A 17,186-nucleotide genomic window follows, 5' to 3' on the forward strand; every position below is an offset into this window, starting at 1 on the left:
GCGATGGGGACCAGAGTGCCGAGGGCACACTGACCGTCAACCTGGATGACGATATGCCATCATGCGTTCCAACTTTGGATGATGTGGAAAGCGTTAATTTGAATGGTCTGAATGCGACAATCGATCTGACTTCATCAAATGCTTCCAATAAGCAATTTATCCAGACCTATGGAACAACCATTTCGGCTAGGGATTATGACGGTGGGACTGCAGCAAGCCTTAATATTACCCCAGGCGGCTCAGGAGTTAAGTCAACAAATGGTGATACTGGAGGGGGGAATGCTGCTCGTTTTAATGAATTGAATTTCCGGGTTGATTCCGATGGTAGTGCTCACTCTGAATCAATCGTTATTGATTTGAACGGTCAGGTGGCTAACGGAATTACTTTGAACCTCTCAGCCTTTTATTCTGGAGAAGGTGAGAAGGGTAAGGTTATTTTTTATCGTAATGGGCAGGAAGTGAGCTCTCAGGAATTTACCCTTATTAATACCTCATACAACACAGGTGAAACTGGAGGGTTGTTTGACAAAATTGAGATTCAGGCTGCTGATAACGGCAATGCTACAGGTCAGGATAACAGCGACTTTAATGTTCATTCTGTGGTGTTTACGGCTAATGTTGCGATTGGCTCAACCAGCGGCCAGTTAAGTGCTGATTTTGGTGCTGATGGACCTGGTAGTATTTTGTTGAAGGACTCTCAAAGTGATGTTGTTAGGCTGCCCGATGGAACAGTGGTTTCTCTGGAGGTTAGTAACAGTGGCAGTCAGTTGTCAGGTATTTACGATGAGAACGGTACTGAGAAGCTAGCGTTTGTTCTGACTGTTAATTCTGATGGAAGCTATGAGTTTGTACAGTATGAAGCTCTGGAAGCTGATGTGAATGGGCTGCAGTTTGACTATGTCATCTCCGACAGTGATGGCGATATTCATGACTGTGCTCTCACTATTGATCCAATTGGCTTTTCTTATTTAGGCATTCGAGCTGCAGATGTGTTGACGTCGGAAGCTGGTAGTGATGCCAATGATGGATACGCTGTTTTCATCGCGGAAACATCAGCCGCTCTTAGTGGTGATGCATCCGTTGATATTACCGTGCAATCAGGAACAGCTGATCTCACCGATCTTGATATTTCCGGTCTAGAGATTCTGCTTGATGGCAGCAGTTTCTGGATGAGTTTAGCGAATGGTGGAACGGTTGATTTATCTGCCGGGATGAATGGTTTCTTTGTTCGTGTCGCAGCTCAAGATGATGTGTTTTTTGAAAATCCTGAAGACTTCTCAATTGTCATCAGTAATCCATCCGGGGCTGTACAGTTAGGAAAACATACAGTGGCCTCAGGCAGTGTTATTAGTGATGATGCTGCGAAGGATCTCTCTATCTCTGCGGATGATAATGCTACCCCAACATTCAATTTGCTTTTAAGTCTTGATGAGTCTGGCAGTATGGTTTGGGCCTCTGTGGATGACCCAAGTAAAACCAGTGATCAAGTTGCACGGGAAGCTCTGGTTGAACTTATTGGTGAGTATGAGAAGTCAGGCAACGTTAATGTTATGTTGACGACTTTCCATGAAACAGGTTCAAGACCATGGTTTGGAACAGCAGCAGAGGCCATTGCTTACTTAAATGATGGAGATAACTTCTCTCCCGGAGGAGGAACTGACTACAACGATGGTTTAAAAGCCGTTGAAGCTGGATTTATCTCCGGTTTATATACGGGAGAATTGGACCCTGCGGCAAACAATATTGTTTATTTTGTTTCCGATGGTGCGCCTAACGATGGGAACCCCCAGAGAGAGGATTGGGAAAGATTCCTGCAGAATTACGCCATAGAAAACTCTTATGCTATCGGTATTCAAGGATACAACAAACGCCCCAATCAGAATCCTCAGCCAGGTGACGAATACACATACGATGCATCGAAATTAGATGATGTCGCCTACCCCGGAAGCTCTATTAAGCTTGATGGTTCTGTTTCACTCAAGGACACCCTTCTGGGAACTGTACCGCAGGTCGTTATCGATAACCTGGTTACCCACAGCCTTGGCAATGGTTCTACTGCTTCTGTTTCATTGCTAGAGGTGAATGGAACTCTCTACCAGTTGGATGGAACGACTAACCAGCAGCAAGCAATAACCGTTATGTCATCTGGTATTGCATTGGGTATTTTGATTGTCAATTACTCCGGTGAAATCAGCTTTCAGCCTGCAGATATAACTGGGAGAGGAACGTTGAGTGAGGTTGTGAAATACCAATTGAAGGACTCTGAAGGGAATACATCCAATCAGGCAACCTTAACGATTGAAGTAACAGACACTGGTAATGTAGAGGATTTCACCTTCCCCGCTAATCAGAATCCCAATTCAATTTCTGATAACTGGATTGTGCAGAGTGGCACTGCGGACGATGATCGATTTGAAGATAGTAACTCTCCAGACAATTTCCAGGCTGGTTCTGGTAATGATCTTGTTATTGATCGCTCCAATTCTGGGAATACTATCAGAGGTCAGGCCGGTGATGATCTCATTGATGGAGGAGACCATAGAGATGTGATTTACGGCGGTGGTGGCCAGGATGTTATTTATGGCGGTAATGGCAATGATGTCCTCCATGGTGGAGGGGATGATGATTTCCTCGTGGGTGGCAGGGGCGATGATGTTATTAACGGTGATGCAGGCAACGATTTAATTGTTGGCGGCATTGGTGATGACACACTGCAGGGACATGATGGTGTCGATACATTCAAGTTCAGCTTAGCTGACCTTGTTGATAACGACCTGCTTTCAGGAGGAAGTTATCAACAGAACGATTTGATAACAGACTTTATCTTAACGGACTCAAGTCAGACCGGAGATGTGTTGGATCTCAAAGGTCTTCTGGTGGGGCAAACTGAGCTGTCTGTTCAGGATCTTCAGGCATTGCTGAGTATTTCCTTTACTCATGATTCGAACGAAAACAGCACGACGATCAGTTATACCCACGAACAAAATTCAGGTGCTGATCAATATACCTTGAATATCAAATTGGAAACTGTCGCCCAATCGGATTGGGAAACGCAAAACAGTAGCGTTAATGAAGTGGATGTACTGACCCAGTTAATTAATAACGGACAACTGCTCGTATAAAACTAAACGTATCAAAATAAAACATCTCAAGGAGAGAAGAGAATGAAAACTATAAAGACCAGGGGATTGGCATTTGTTATTCCGGTTGTAATGCCCGTTTTGTTAGCAGCTTCAACAGCTCAGGCTGAAAAACTGTCTGATGTTGTTGCAACAGCTATTGCCACGAACCCTGAAGTTCATATCAGAACAACGGGTGCTGATGCGACCACAGATGAGGTACGTCAAGCACGAGCGGGCTATCTTCCGTCTATCGACTTAACGGCGGGAGCTGGTTTTGAAAACAGCCGAAATGCTACAACGATTGGAAGAGAGTCTGTAACTGGAAGAAAAGACCAGAATCGTACACGCCGTGAAGCTGCCATTACTTTACGCCAGATTATATTTGATGGCTTTGCGACCGATAGTGAGGTTGATCGTCAATTGGCAAGAAAGCGGGCATCTGATTTTGAGGTGTGCTCTATTTCTGAGGATATCGGTTTACAAGCCACTGAAGCCTATACCGATGTTATGAGGCAACAGGCTCTTGTAGCTAATGCCAAGGCTAACCTTGCGGAACACCAGCGCATTGTGGAACTCATTCGTGAGAGTAATAAAAAGGGTAAAGCCAATGATGCTGATAAAGCCCAGGCTGAGAGTCGCTTATTGTTAGCCAGTGCCAATCTGATTGCTACCGAAGCTTCTTTGAGAGACAGCAGAACGGCGTTTCAGAGAATTGTTGGTAATCAGCCAAAGGAATATATACGTCCTTCCGTGCCTGCCAAGCTTCCCAAATCTGAAGATGAAGCTATTAACATGGCAATGACTACGCATCCGGTTATGCGTATCACCATGGCAGATGTTGATGAAGCCAAAGCCCAGTATGAAGCCAGTAAAAGTAGGTTTATGCCTACATTTACAGCGGAACTTGGTGCTGATTGGGGCAAGGATCAAAATGGTGGTAAAGGAACAATCTATAATCATACAGCTATGATTCGCATGTCGTTTAATTTGTACAATGGTGGCGCGGATAAAGCCCGTAAGAGTCAGACCAGCAAACTGATTAATGAAGCAATGGAAGTGCGTAATCGTGCCGTTCGTCAGATAAAGGAAGAAGTACGCTTGTCCTGGATTGCTGTAGACAGTGGGTCCGCTCGGCTAAAACAGTTAATAGCTCATGAACAAAATGCTCTGAAGGCACTTGATCTGTATAACCAGCAGTTTACAGCGGGTACCCGGACGCTTTTGGATTTACTTGATAGCCAGAACGAATACTTCAGTGCAGGAAATTCAAAAATACGGGCAGATTTTAATCAGCTTTATAGTCAATACCGGTTATTGCATAGTGGAGGGGTGTTGCTAAAAAGCCTGCAGGTAGCAATGCCAGTTGAAAACAGCTGCGGTATTGCAGTAAGCCAGAGCTAATAATCAACAAATATCAAATGGATTTGAAAACGATGAGAATAAAAATTCTAAAGGGAACCGTTGTTAGCGTGTTACTGACAGTTATGGCTGGCTGCTCAACAATGAATTCTTTCGAAATAGATGCAACCTGCGTTGCTGTTGGCGCAACGGTTGGTGGTGCAGCAGGTGGGGTAACTGATGGTGATAATGCTGTTAAAGGCGCCATTGGTGGAGCTCTGGTAGGAGCACTGGCTTGTCATTTTCTTGATGGTGATGATGATTCTGATGGTGTAAAAAACAGTAGCGATAAGTGCCCTGGTACACCTCTCGGAGCTCAGGTTAACAGTGAAGGCTGCTCTGTTTCGAAAAGGGTAGCTATAGTTGATATAGTTGAGCCTGTATCTGATCTGATCGTCACCCCAACACCTGCTGATGAAGACTTGGATGGCATTGTTGATGCGAAGGATCTGTGTGCCGGAACTCCCGCAGGTTCCGCGGTTGATGAGAAAGGCTGTCCTCCTGTGCAAAACATTGTTCTGGAAGGGGTGGCTTTTGAGTTTGACTCGGCAATTTTGACGCCCCAAGCCAGTAAAGTTCTGACCCAACAAGCAGAAATCCTGAAAGAGAATCCGGCTATTAAAATCAGTGTTACCGGGCATACGGATAATTTTGGTGGTGAAAAATACAATCAGATACTTTCCCTGCAGCGGGCCAGAGCTGTGCGGAACTTCTTTATAGGGCAGGGTATTGATAGCTCTATTGTGACAGTATCCGGAGCCGGTGAACTAGAGCCTATTGCTGATAACGTGAGTATTTTGGGTCGCTCGGTTAACCGCCGTGTAGAGCTGAAAGTTATTCGAAAGGAAGGCTGATTCCCGTCTTTGAAAGGCCGAACCCATGGTTCGGCCTTTTTGTGTTTTTCTTCCGCACTCCGTGCAGTTATTCCCTGTCTGGCCGATGAAATTTCAGATATCTCTCCTCTCAAGAGATAAACCGTATTATTGCTGTCAATTTTATGGCAAATGAGAGGAAAGACCTGAAACTCATAGAATGGGTAGCGCGGGTTATGTTTGTAGATACATCTTCACAGAAAAAGAGCATGGGAGCCGTTCGTTTGGGGCTTGCGAGAACCCTGTTTAGTTGGTTCTTAATGCTTTCACTTCTTCCTCTCTCCATTGTTGGAATGATTGAGTACAACAATGCAAGAGTTAATATTCTGGAAAGCCGACACGAAGAATTATCTACAGTAAATCTCATGTTGAATCGTCAGATCAGCGATTACTTTGATGATATCGTGGTCAACGTCCATTTTCGCAGTGGTAAGGCTGTTGATTTCCTTTCGGATTTTAGAAAGCTGACCAGTGAACAAAATCTGTCTGCAAAAGAATTTCTGGATAGCGAGGGATATTACCAGCTTATAGATACGTACAGCGTTGAATTCATTGATTTGATGCGTTTCTACGACTATTCCGATGTGCTTGTTGGAGATGCTGAGGGCAATATTGTTTACTCAGTAGGGCGATACAGTGACTTCGGAGAAAATATTTTTACGGGCCCTCTGAGTGAAACTGTTTTTTCAAAAACGGTGCGTGAAGCCATTGCTCAGGATGATCGCCTTTATTCAGATCAGGAAATCTACCCTCCGGCTGGCGACGAAAAGGTCAGCTTCTTCGTACTCCCTCTGGTTGATGACCGGGAAAATACTATCGGCTTCATAGCAGCCCAGATTTGGGCTAGAGATGATGTTTCTTTCATTTTGAATCAAAGCATTGGCATGAGTAACCATGTTAAAGCTTATGTGGTTGGTGAAGATAAGCGGATACGCTTTTTCCCGGAAGGTAAAAATTTCCCGGAAGCGCCTCTCTATCTGGAGCCTGTGAATGAATGGAAAACCCATTTCAATGAAAATGGTGAATATGTACCAGGCCACGGAGACGACAGATTTGATGCAGATGTGCATGTTTACGATGAGGACATACATGACGAGTATGGTGGAATTGATCATGAGCTGGAAGAGGCTGAACTGGATCCAGATAGTCATAGCGATACACACATCTCTGTTTATAGAAATAATGAAAATATAAAAGTCATGGGTGTTTCCCGTAACGTAGTTGTCGCGGGAGTGAATATGCTGTTGATCACAGAAATGGATTATGAAATGGCGATGGCTCCAGCCACAGATTTCCGTAGTCAGCTTTTATTTGTTCTTGGTGTGACCAGTTTTTTAGTTCTCCTTATCGCCGGAGTTATCACACGGCGTATTGTTAATCCTATCCGTAAAATCACTCAGTGGGTCAATGAAGTCGCTTCAGGGAACTTTGTTGATGGAGAAGTGCTTCAACAGAAGAATGAAATAGGAGAGCTGTCAAAAAGTTTTCAGGTTATGACCGAACGCCTGCGTAAGGTCAGTGCAGATAACGAAGAACGTAATTGGCATCAGGAAGGTGTAGCGAAACTGAATGAAACTCTTCGTGGAGAGCAGGCAATCTCAGATCTTTGCCGCAATATCATTACCTGCCTGTGTCGCTATCTTGATATTCCCATGGGTGCCATGTATCTGCTTGTGGACGAGCGTCGTTTGCAAATGATGGGAAGTTTTGCGCTTACAACACGCAAACGTGCAGGTAATGACTTTTCCCTTGGCGAGGGAATACCTGGGCAGGCTGCACTGGAAAGACAGGCCCTCACAATAACAGTGCCCGATGATTATTTTTCTATAGAATCTGGGCTTGGCAGTCATTTGCCAGATCGTGTATACGCTGTTCCCGTTATTTACGAAGGCAAGGTCATGGCGGTTCTGGAATTTGCTTTGCAGGGGCCATTGTCAGAACGCAGTCAAATGTTTGTAGATGCATCAATGGAGAGCTTGGCGATCTCCATGAATTCTTCGCAAACCCGAGAAAGAGTTCAGGAGCTGTTGCATCAAACAACCCAGCAAACAGAGTCTCTCCAGAAACAGCAGGAAGACCTGCGTACTGCGAATGAAGAGCTGGAGCACCAGACAAAGATTCTTCAGGAATCTGAGGAGGAATTGAAATCGCAGTCTGATGAGCTCCAGCGTGCCAATGCGGAACTTGAAGAAACCAGTGAATCTCTTTTTCACCAGAAAGAAGAAATTGAAGCAAAAAATAAAGAGATAGAGGATTCACGAAAAATTCTTGAGCAACGTGCGCAAGAGATGGAGATGGTCAGTAAATATAAATCAGAGTTTCTGGCTAACATGTCCCATGAATTGCGAACACCTTTAAACAGTATGCTGATACTGGCCAAAATGCTGGCTGATAACGTAGATGGCAACCTGGATAGCGATGAGCAGGAGTCTGCGCAGGTTATCCACAAAGTTGGGCACGACCTGCTGAACCTGATTAACGATATTCTGGACCTCTCTAAAGTTGAAGCAGGCAAGCTCTCTGTTCATATGGAGCATGTTTCTCTGGATTCAATACTTGAATCTATGAATAACCAGTTCAAACCATTGGCCAAAGAAAGAAAGCTGTATTTTGAAATTAATAGAAAGATGAATACTGAAGTGAATCTGCAAACAGACAGTCAGCGGGTTATGCAGATTCTAAAAAATCTTCTCTCCAACGGTTTCAAATTCACAGAAGAAGGTGGAATAAAACTTCATGTAGAGCAGTTGCCAGCAGGTAGCGGTTTTAAAAGCGAAGCTCTGTGCAAACATGGAGCAATTAGTCTGGCGGTTGAAGATTCGGGTATTGGCATTCCCAAAGAGAAACAGGATGCCATCTTTGAAGCTTTCCAGCAGGCTGATGGCTCAACCAGCCGGAAATATGGTGGCACCGGATTGGGGTTATCCATCGCCCGGGAAATGTCCCGTCTGCTTGGCGGAGAAATGAGAATAACCAGTGAAGAAGGAAAAGGCGCGACGTTCAGCCTGTTGTTGCCTGCTCAGCTTGAAGCGTTGTCATCGCAAGACGCTCAAGTTCATGAGTTTACTTCTGAAGTGGCTTATAAAGTACCAGAGCATTCAGAAGCAACAGCGTCAGCGGAGCCTAAAGCTGAGATAGAGGCAGTCCAGGAAGAAGTCAAAGATGAACCTCAGGAAGCTGATGATGACCGTTATGACCTTAATGGTGAACGTCCAGTTTTAGTGGTAGAGGATGATTCCGAGTTCGCATGGGTGATATACCGACTGGCCAAAATGAATGGAGCTGCCTGTCTGGTTACGGGAACGGGTAAGGAAGCCATTGAGCTGAGCCTTAAATATCATCCCAGAGCAGTAATACTGGATCTGGGTTTGCCAGATATGGACGGCAAAGACGTTCTAAAGGAGCTAAAGGAACAGAAGTGCACTGAGGATATTCCTGTTCATGTCATCTCAGGGCGTGATGAGGACAGTGCCCTGAGAGCTATGGGGGCTGTGGACTATCTGATCAAACCGGTAAGCACTCAGCAACTTACCAAAATGTTTGGAGAACTGAGAAAAACCGCCAAGTTTGAAAAGATCTTGCTTGTTGACCCAGACCCTGACGTTAGCAAACAGGTGAATACATTTATAGCAGGCCAATGCGAGGTTATTACCGCTGAAACGGCTGCCGAGGCCAGGGAACAGATAAAGAACAACAGTTTTACCAGCATTATTCTTGAGCTTGATCTGCCCGATGAAACTGGTGATGCATTGTTGGAGTCACTGCACCAAGAATATGGTGAGAATCTACCCCCGGTAATAATCAACACTTCAGAAACTCTTGATAGAGAGCGTTACACCGTATTGGGCGGTGAGTCCGATACCATGGTTGTGAAAGGTGAGGTGTCCTCCCAGGATCGGTTAAAGGATGAAGTGTCACTGTTCTTGAACAGCGTATCTAAACCGGTAGTGAAGCATAAAAAACCAGCAGCAAAACCTGTGACTGGCGATGAACAGCTGAAGGGTTGCAAGTTATTGCTGGTTGATGATGATTTACGTAATACCTTTGCCCTTTCTAAGGCTTTGCAGCGCTTTGAAATGGATATCACCATCGCAGATAACGGCGAACTGGCACTGGAGCAACTCGAAAACAATCCGGATGTTGAGGTTGTTTTGATGGACATCATGATGCCGGTGATGGACGGTTATGAAGCCACCAAAAAGATTCGAGAACAGGAGCGTTTTAAGAATCTGCCAGTCATAGCTCTGACGGCTAAAGCCATGGCTGATGACAAAGACAAATGCATTCAGGCAGGTGCTTCCGACTACCTCACCAAACCGGTTGATATTGATAAGCTTGTCAGCATGATCAAAGTCTGGCTCCAAAGCGGTGCTGGAGAATAGGTATGGCAGCTTTTGGGAAAGACGTCAGCAGTCTTCTCCAGACTATGACCGATCAATACGGCTATGATTTCAGCGGTTATGCTCCGGCCTCACTGAGTCGGCGTATTCAGCGTCATATGCTGGAGTCTGGCGTCAATGATGTGCAGAGTCTGCAGCAGAAAATAAGCGGTGATGAACAGGCTTTTGCAGATCTGCTGCGCAGCTTATCTGTTCCTGTGACGGAAATGTTTCGTGACCCACTATTTTTTAAATACCTCCGGGACATAATGATTCCCTGGCTGGCGACATTTCCCTTTGTTCGAATATGGCATGCGGGTTGTGCAACAGGGGAAGAAGCCTGGTCCATGGCTGTTTTACTGGATCAGGCGAAACTGTTAGACAGGTGTCAGATTTATGCAACGGATTACAACGAAGAAGCTTTAAATATCGCTCGCAGGGGAATTTATAAATCTTCGTTGATGAAGGTCTGGCAACGAAATTATGAAGAAAGTGATGGGCCGAGTGTTTTATCAGATTATTGTTTGCAGCGATACGATTCATTGCGAATGGATAGACACCTTCAAAAGAATATTACCTTTGCGAATCATAACCTTGTCACGGACCAGTCGTTCGGTGAAATGCATTTGATCCTTTGCCGTAATGTCCTGATCTATTTCAGCCGGGAATTGCAGGACAGAGTGTTAACACTTTTTCGAGATAGTCTTGTCCCAGGAGGGGCTCTGTGTCTGGGGCCAAGGGAAACCCTGCGCTTTGCTTCAGTTTATGACTGCTTTGAACCATTGGAAACTGAGTGGAAAGTTTATCGCCTTAAAAAGGACTTATCAGAATGAAGGTGATTGTTATAGGAGCTTCGGCCGGAGGCAGCAAAGCACTTGCAGAATTGCTCGGCTACTTACCTGCTTCCTTCCCACTGCCCGTGGTTGTGGTGAAGCACCACAAACCGGGAGCGGCTAATGACATGGCTAGTTGGCTGGATTGTCGAATTGCACTGGATGCGCACTTTGCAGAGGACAAAGAAAAGGTGAAGCCTGGCACCGTTATCGTTGCCCCACCGGATTATCATCTTTTGGTGGATCAGGATGGTTCGGTTGAGCTATCCCTTGATGAACCGGTGATCTATTCACGCCCTTCTCTTGATGTGCTGTTTGAAACAGCAGCAGAAGCGTTTGGTGATCAAGCGATAGGCGTCGTATTAACCGGAGCCAGTCGTGACGGTGCTAACGGTTCTGAAACGATAAGAAAAGCCGGTGGGCAGGTTTTTGTACAGAATCCGGAAACAGCGGAAGTTTCTGTTATGCCAAAGGCGGCACTAGGAAAAAGTGATCTTAGCAATGCGATGGAGTTGGATTGCCTCGCAACAAAATTATTGGGATTAGCCAATGAGTGACAAGGACGTATTGCCAAAAGTTTTGGTTGTGGATGATATGCCGGAAAACCTTCTGGCTATGGGAAAACTGCTCAAACCCCTGAATATTGAGGTGGTGAAAGCAAGTTCCGGCGAAGAGGCTCTGGCCCAGGTTCTGCGGAACCGGTTTGCCGTGATTCTGCTCGATGTTCAGATGCCGGTTATGGATGGATTTGAAACTGCCCAGTTAATGAGGGCGAATAAGGCCACGGCTGCCATTCCCATTATTTTTGTAACTGCAATCAGTAAAGAAGAACGTCATGTCACCATGGGCTATGAATCTGGAGCAGTGGATTATCTTTATAAACCGGTGAATCCGGATATTTTGCTGGGCAAAGTCAAAGTGTTTCTGCAGTTGGAAGAACAAAGACTTGAGATGGAAGCTTTGACCGACAATCTGCGTGATTTAAGCGAGAAAAACCAGTTGTTATTAGACAGTGCCGGCGAAGGGATTATTGGTGTAGGCCCAGAAGGCGCTGTGGATTTTGCCAACCCGGCAGCCAGAGAGCTTCTGGATGTGAATGAAGATGAGCTGAAAAATAAGCCTGTATTTCCCTGGTTCTACGATCCCGGTGTTGAAGAGTTTATAAAAAGCTGGGAAAAAGATTCTGCCTCTGAGCCAGTTTATCGCCAGACTAGCCGTATGAAGCGGCTAGCCGGAGACAGCAAGCCAGTAGAATTTAACCTTTCCCCTATGCACGATAAGAAAGGTGAAATAACTGGTGGGGTTCTGGTTTTTCACGACATAACAGAACGTGTACAGCTGGAGGAACATCTGACCAGGATGGCCAAGTACGACAACCTTACCGGGTTGGCAAACCGCACGCTGTTTATGGAGTTTCTTAATGCCTCTCTGGCTCGTAGTGAAAGGCGAGGAAGAGGTACTGCGGTTATGTTTCTCGATCTGGATCACTTCAAACAAATAAACGATACCTTGGGGCATGATGTAGGTGACGATCTGCTTGCCAGTGTGGCGGGACGTTTGCAGGAGTGTGTCAGGGATGGAGATATGATTGCCCGCCTTGGTGGTGATGAATTTGCCATTGTTCTGGATGATGTTGCCCGCCCTGATGATGTGAAGATGGTGGCGGAAAAAATTGTAGAATCTATCTGTAAACCCCACCAGATTGCTGGCCGTGAAATTCATGCCAGCACCAGTGTTGGAGTTGCGACATGGCCGGAGTGCGGTAGGGAAGCCAATGAACTCATTAAGGCCGCTGACACTGCCATGTATGTGACTAAAAAAGCGGGTCGCAAAGGATACCGATTCTTCACCGCAGATATGCAGGCTGAAGGCCAGCGCCGAGTTAAGCAAGAGCATGCTCTTAAAGATGCTATACGGAATGGCAGTTTTGGGCTGGTTTACCAGCCGATGATTTCTCTGGAAACCGGAGCGGTTGCTGGCTACGCATCTCAGTTGCGCTGGGAGTATGAAGGCAAGCTTCTGGTGCCTGAAGAATTCTTGCCAACGGTGGAGTCTTTGCGGCTTATGAACCCTCTGGGGCTGTGGACTCTGGAGAATGTTTGCCGGGAGGCTCAAAGCTGGAGAGGAACTGACGGATCAAGGAATGATGTGTTCTTTGCAGTTAACCTTGCGTTAAGCCAATGCAGGGACGCCGATGTTCAGCAAATGGTAGAAAAGGCGATGGCGCAGCATGGTATTGTTCCTGCGCAGCTGGAGCTGGAAGTTTCAGAACGAATTGTCAGTGATGTACCGGGTAAGCTCATAACATCATTAAACGCTTTGAGAGAGCAGGGTGTTCATGTTGCGTTGGATAATTTTGGTAGTGGTCTGTCGGCATTGAATTACCTGCGTAAGCTGCCGGTGGATGTTGTGAAAGTTGACCAGCTTTATATCCGCGAAATAGGCAGGGATTCTCGCGTGGAAGGTATTCTCAAGGCTATAACCTGTCTTGCCCATGATATGGGGATTCGGGTTGTGGCTGAGGGGGTAGAGTCATCCGAACAGCTGGAGTTTTTGAAAGATCTTGGTTACGACCGTGCTCAGGGTATGTTGATGGGCAGGCCGGAAAGTATTACCAGAATAGATCATGAAGCTTTTGAACTGCCTGTCACCTCCGGCAGTAAGGTAAACTCCCCAGAAAACCGGCCACATTAAGCATTACCTTACAGGAGTCACTTTCCTGTAGCATGTGGCTTAGGTCAATTTCTACCGAAGCAATCAGCGTTATCCTGAAAGCATAACGCGAACTGGCTGGGGGTATGTTATGCAACTGCAGTTGTTCTTACCCACGCTCATATAGACCATAGTGGTTACCTGCCTGCTTTGGTTCGTCAGGGCTTTGAAGGTCCGGTTTATTGCAGTGAAGGAACCTATGATTTGTGCAAGGTGCTACTGCCTGATGCTGGGTTTTTGCAGGAAGAAGATGCCCGCTACGCAAACAAAAAAGGTTATTCCAAACATAAACCAGCACTGCCGCTTTACACTGAGGCGGATGCTCGTAAGTCTTTAAAACTGTTCCAACCCAAAAGTTTTGATAAACAGCATGAGTTGCCTGGTGGTTTAACCATGCGCTTTCGCAGGGCTGGCCATATTCTTGGTGCCAGCACTGTGGAGTTATTCAACGGTAAACATGTTCTGGCATTCAGTGGTGATCTGGGGCGTATGAATGACCCGATTATGTATCCTCCTGAACCTTTGCCCAGAGCAGATTGGTTGGTTCTCGAATCCACCTATGGCAATCGCCTACATGCCGATGTTGACCCATTGCCTGAGCTTGAACAAATCATTAAAAAACTACACAGCAGGGCGGCACTGTTCTAATTCCCGCTTTTGCCGTGGGGCGGGCTCAGCTGGTTTTGCATCTGATTCAACAGTTGAAAGACAGTGGTCGTATCGCTGGTAATATTCCGGTTTACCTCAACAGCCCCATGGCTATCAGCGCGACAGAGTTATTCTTCAAATACCCTGAGAAACACAAGTTGACCAGGGAAGACTGTGAGCGTATTGATGCCAACACTCGTTATATTCGTGCGGTGGAAGACTCCATTGCACTGAATCGCAGTAGCTACCCATCCATCATTATTTCTGCTAGTGGTATGGCCAGTGGTGGGCGAGTGGTTCATCACCTTAATGCAATGGCTTCAACCACCGTAACAGCATCGTGTTCATGGGGTTCCAGGCTCCAGGGACACGGGGTGAAAAGCTGGTGAGTGGAACCGAAACGATACGTATCTTTGGCCGGGACGTGCCGGTAAAGGCAAAGGTTTATCGGATAGAAAACCTTTCTGTCCACGGTGATTATGAAGATATTCTGTCGTGGTTGGGTGGAATTCGCCAACCGCCAAAGCAGGTGCTTATTAACCATGGCAGTCCCGAGTCTTCACAAGCTTTGGCTGAGCATATTCGCGAACGCTATGGTTGGCAGGTTGACATTGCAGAAATGGACAGCCCCGTAGTTATTCCTGATCCGCAGTAATTTGATAGATATCAAAAGGCTTGGAGCACATTGACTATATTGTGTGTGCTCTGAGCCTCTTCTCAGAATTTCCCTAATAGATAAATAAGACCCGGAGACGAGTCATGCCTACGGCGTCGGCCAGAGATATTGCCAGATTACTGGTGGATATCGGTGTTCTGTTGCTGCGATCAGGAGCCCATACTGAACGAACAATCCGCAACCTCAAAAGGTTTGCCTCTGCGTTTGGCTATGAGCCCGATATTTTCATTGCCTTCTCAGGCCTTACCCTCACTGTGCATGGGCCGGAACAATCCACAACCTTATTTGGTCGTGTTGCTGTGCACGGTGTACGACTCTCTGTCGTTGCGGCGGTCAGTCAGTTGAGCTGGAGAGTCGCTGAGGAAGGGCTGACGATTGCAGACATTCGTAAAGAGTTGAAAGAGATTAATGAGCTTCCTCACTTTCCCCGATGGATAACTCTTTTAATGATTGGTTGTGGCTGCGGTGCTCTTGCCCGAATTATGGGAGCGGAATGGCCAGTGGTATCTGTCACTGTACTTGCGTCCAGTTTGGCATTATTTGTGCGCATGAAAATGACGGAATGGCGCTTTAATACTTTCCTTGTCATTGTGTCCTCAGCCGCCGTCGCCAGTATTGTTGGTGGAATGGCGACCCATTTTCATATGGGGACAACAAGCGGCCTTGCTATGGCAGCTTCTGTACTGTTTTTGATTCCTGGAGTGCCACTTATTAACGGGGTTGTGGATCTGATTAACGGCTACATGAGTATAGGGATTGCCCGATCAGCGATGGGAGCTGCTATCGCATTCTCTCTTGCCAGTGGCATGCTTGTGGGAATGCAGATCGCAGGAGTTTCCCTATGAAAGACTGGTTGATCTGGATATCTTCATTTGCTGAACCCGCCGCCTTGGCGGCGGTCACAGCCTCTGCCTTCGCTGTGTTGTTTAGCGTTCCCGTTAGAACACTTTTCCCTGCAGCTCTTTTGGGAGCGTTGGGTGTCACGGTGAAATTTTCATTGATAGCCTTAGGCTGGAGTGTGATTGAAGGAACCTTTGTTGCTTCCATGGGAGTAGGGCTTTGTGGCATGTGGCTGGCTTGGCGATACCATGCTCCGACGGTTGTTTTCTCACTGCCTGCTGTTATTCCCATGGTGCCCGGAGTTTATGCCTACAGAACTATGATGGGTGTGCTGGAGTTCACCCGTGTTGGGGGAATTGATCAACCGTTGCTTATCAGCATTATCAGTAATGGTTTGATGACGGCTTTCCTGTTTCTGTGTTTAGCTATTGGTGTCGCCCTGCCAAATATTCTCTTGCGGGGACGCAGTGTGCGGGATGTGTGCGTCCTGTACAAAAGAGATAAGAAATATAAACAACAAAAAGAAAACTAAAGGCTGAGAGCTACACTGTTCTTGGTTATGTGGGAGGCGCTGTAAGCTTTTATGGGTTTCTATGACCGTTATATTCTGCCCGAATTAATTAACTTTTCCTGTGGATTGCCTCAGATTTGTAAGCAGCGCAATCAGATAGTGCCTTTGGCCTCCGGGCGAGTGCTGGAAATTGGCTTTGGTTCTGGACTGAACCTTCCGTTCTATAACACTGAAAATGTTGAACGATTGTTTGCGCTGGAACCTTCTGAGGGAATGCGTAAGAAAAGTAGTCCGTTGCTGGAAAAATCGTTAATGGAATGTCAGTGGCTGGATCTGGAAGCGGAACAGGTTCCGCTGGAAGATAACAGTATTGATACCGTGGTTCTGACCTATACCCTTTGTACAATTCCAGGATGGCAGAATGCGCTCCAGCAGATGCGCAGAGTGCTAAAGCCTGATGGTGTATTGCTGTTTTCTGAACATGGCCTTGCTCCCGACGAAGCTGTAAGGAAGTGGCAGGATCGCTTGAACCCTGTCTGGAACATTATTGCTGGTGGGTGCCATTTGAACAGGGATATTCCCCGTTTTCTTCGTGAGTCGGGTTTCGATATTCAGGACATTAACGAAGGGTATATGCCAAAGTCGCCACGCTTTGCATCTTATAATTACCGGGGCATTGCAAAGCAAAAAAAATAAGAAGCAGAATTAAGGCTGGTGAGAAAATGGAGCCAGTAAAACTGGCTCCACAAAGTATTAATTGGGGCGACCAGCCTTATAGGAATCGTAGTCGGGGGAGACACGCTCAAAGGCTGAATCAAACAGCGCAGAGGTGACCAGCAGGTCGGCAGATGCCTGGTTACAGGCAACAGGAATATTCCAGACTGCAGCCAAGCGAAGCAGGGCTTTGATATCCGGGTCGTGGGGTTGTGCTTCCAGAGGATCCCAGAAGAAAATCAGAGTATCGATCTTGCCTTCAGCAATCATGGAGCCAATCTGCTGATCACCTCCCAGTGGGCCGCTGATAAGCTTGTTGATATCCAGCCCCAGACGACTGTTGATCATGCTGCCGGTGGTGCCGGTGGCAAAGAGAGTGTGCTTTTCTATCTGGGCGCGGTGTTTGGCAACCCAGTCCAGAAGAGGTTGCTTCATATTGTCATGAGCTACCAGCGCGATGTTGCGGGTAGCGGGCATAGTG

13 protein-coding genes and 1 pseudogene are annotated in these 17,186 nt (G+C 46.5%); 13 read left to right on the top strand and 1 reads right to left on the bottom strand.

Going from position 1 to position 17,186, the window contains the following annotated elements; translation table 11 throughout:
- From QMA35_RS00005 to QMA35_RS00065, 13 genes and pseudogenes are all read left to right on the top strand, one after another.
- Positions 1 to 3,122: pseudogene (locus QMA35_RS00005) on the top strand (hypothetical protein); the annotation flags it as partial.
- 42 nt (positions 3,123 to 3,164) lie between these two features.
- Positions 3,165 to 4,523: a TolC family outer membrane protein gene (locus tag QMA35_RS00010; RefSeq protein WP_281645067.1), complete on the top strand. Its 1,359-nt coding sequence runs from the start codon at positions 3,165 to 3,167 to the stop codon at positions 4,521 to 4,523.
- A 32-nt stretch (positions 4,524 to 4,555) separates the two neighbouring features.
- A complete protein-coding gene (locus QMA35_RS00015) occupies positions 4,556 to 5,374 on the top strand; it encodes an OmpA family protein (RefSeq protein ID WP_281645068.1) in 819 nt (272 codons plus the stop codon).
- Between the two features lie 143 nt (positions 5,375 to 5,517).
- Positions 5,518 to 9,774 (top strand): response regulator, encoded by a 4,257-nt coding sequence (locus tag QMA35_RS00020; protein WP_281645069.1) that lies wholly within the window; start codon positions 5,518 to 5,520, stop codon positions 9,772 to 9,774.
- 2 nt (positions 9,775 to 9,776) lie between these two features.
- Entirely contained in the window at positions 9,777 to 10,604 is an 828-nt protein-coding gene (locus QMA35_RS00025; RefSeq protein WP_281645070.1) for a protein-glutamate O-methyltransferase CheR, read from the top strand.
- A complete protein-coding gene (locus QMA35_RS00030) occupies positions 10,601 to 11,161 on the top strand; it encodes a chemotaxis protein CheB (RefSeq protein ID WP_281645071.1) in 561 nt (186 codons plus the stop codon). Before QMA35_RS00025 ends, QMA35_RS00030 begins: the two co-directional genes overlap by 4 nt.
- On the top strand, positions 11,154 to 13,298 hold the full coding sequence (locus tag QMA35_RS00035; RefSeq protein ID WP_281645072.1) for an EAL domain-containing protein: 2,145 nt from the start codon (positions 11,154 to 11,156) through the stop codon (positions 13,296 to 13,298). The genes QMA35_RS00030 and QMA35_RS00035 overlap by 8 nt, the downstream gene beginning before the upstream one ends.
- Positions 13,299 to 13,394: 96 nt before the next feature.
- Positions 13,395 to 13,964, top strand: a complete 570-nt coding sequence (locus tag QMA35_RS00040; protein ID WP_281645173.1) for an MBL fold metallo-hydrolase — start codon at positions 13,395 to 13,397, stop codon at positions 13,962 to 13,964.
- A gap of 14 nt (positions 13,965 to 13,978) precedes the next feature.
- Positions 13,979 to 14,353, top strand: a complete 375-nt coding sequence (locus tag QMA35_RS00045; RefSeq protein ID WP_281645073.1) for a hypothetical protein — start codon at positions 13,979 to 13,981, stop codon at positions 14,351 to 14,353.
- Positions 14,350 to 14,619 (top strand): MBL fold metallo-hydrolase RNA specificity domain-containing protein, encoded by a 270-nt coding sequence (locus QMA35_RS00050; protein ID WP_281645074.1) that lies wholly within the window; start codon positions 14,350 to 14,352, stop codon positions 14,617 to 14,619. The genes QMA35_RS00045 and QMA35_RS00050 overlap by 4 nt, the downstream gene beginning before the upstream one ends.
- 104 nt (positions 14,620 to 14,723) lie before the next feature.
- Complete coding sequence (locus QMA35_RS00055; protein ID WP_281645075.1) at positions 14,724 to 15,485, top strand: threonine/serine exporter family protein; 762 nt, start codon at positions 14,724 to 14,726, stop codon at positions 15,483 to 15,485.
- The gene (locus QMA35_RS00060) at positions 15,482 to 16,012 is read left to right on the top strand and encodes a threonine/serine exporter family protein (protein WP_281645076.1); all 531 of its coding nucleotides are present in this window, start codon (positions 15,482 to 15,484) and stop codon (positions 16,010 to 16,012) included. Before QMA35_RS00055 ends, QMA35_RS00060 begins: the two co-directional genes overlap by 4 nt.
- 51 nt (positions 16,013 to 16,063) lie before the next feature.
- Positions 16,064 to 16,687, top strand: coding sequence for a class I SAM-dependent methyltransferase (locus tag QMA35_RS00065; protein WP_281645077.1), 624 nt, complete (start codon positions 16,064 to 16,066; stop codon positions 16,685 to 16,687).
- A gap of 57 nt (positions 16,688 to 16,744) precedes the next feature.
- Here QMA35_RS00065 and QMA35_RS00070 read toward each other — a convergent pair whose 3' ends face one another.
- The gene (locus QMA35_RS00070; protein WP_348650916.1) at positions 16,745 to 17,182 is read right to left on the bottom strand and encodes a methylglyoxal synthase; all 438 of its coding nucleotides are present in this window, start codon (positions 17,180 to 17,182) and stop codon (positions 16,745 to 16,747) included.
- Positions 17,183 to 17,186: the final 4 nt, after the last annotated feature.

The sequence above is a fragment of the Parendozoicomonas sp. Alg238-R29 genome (assembly GCF_947331445.1).
Classification (GTDB): Bacteria; Pseudomonadota; Gammaproteobacteria; order Pseudomonadales; family Endozoicomonadaceae; genus Sansalvadorimonas.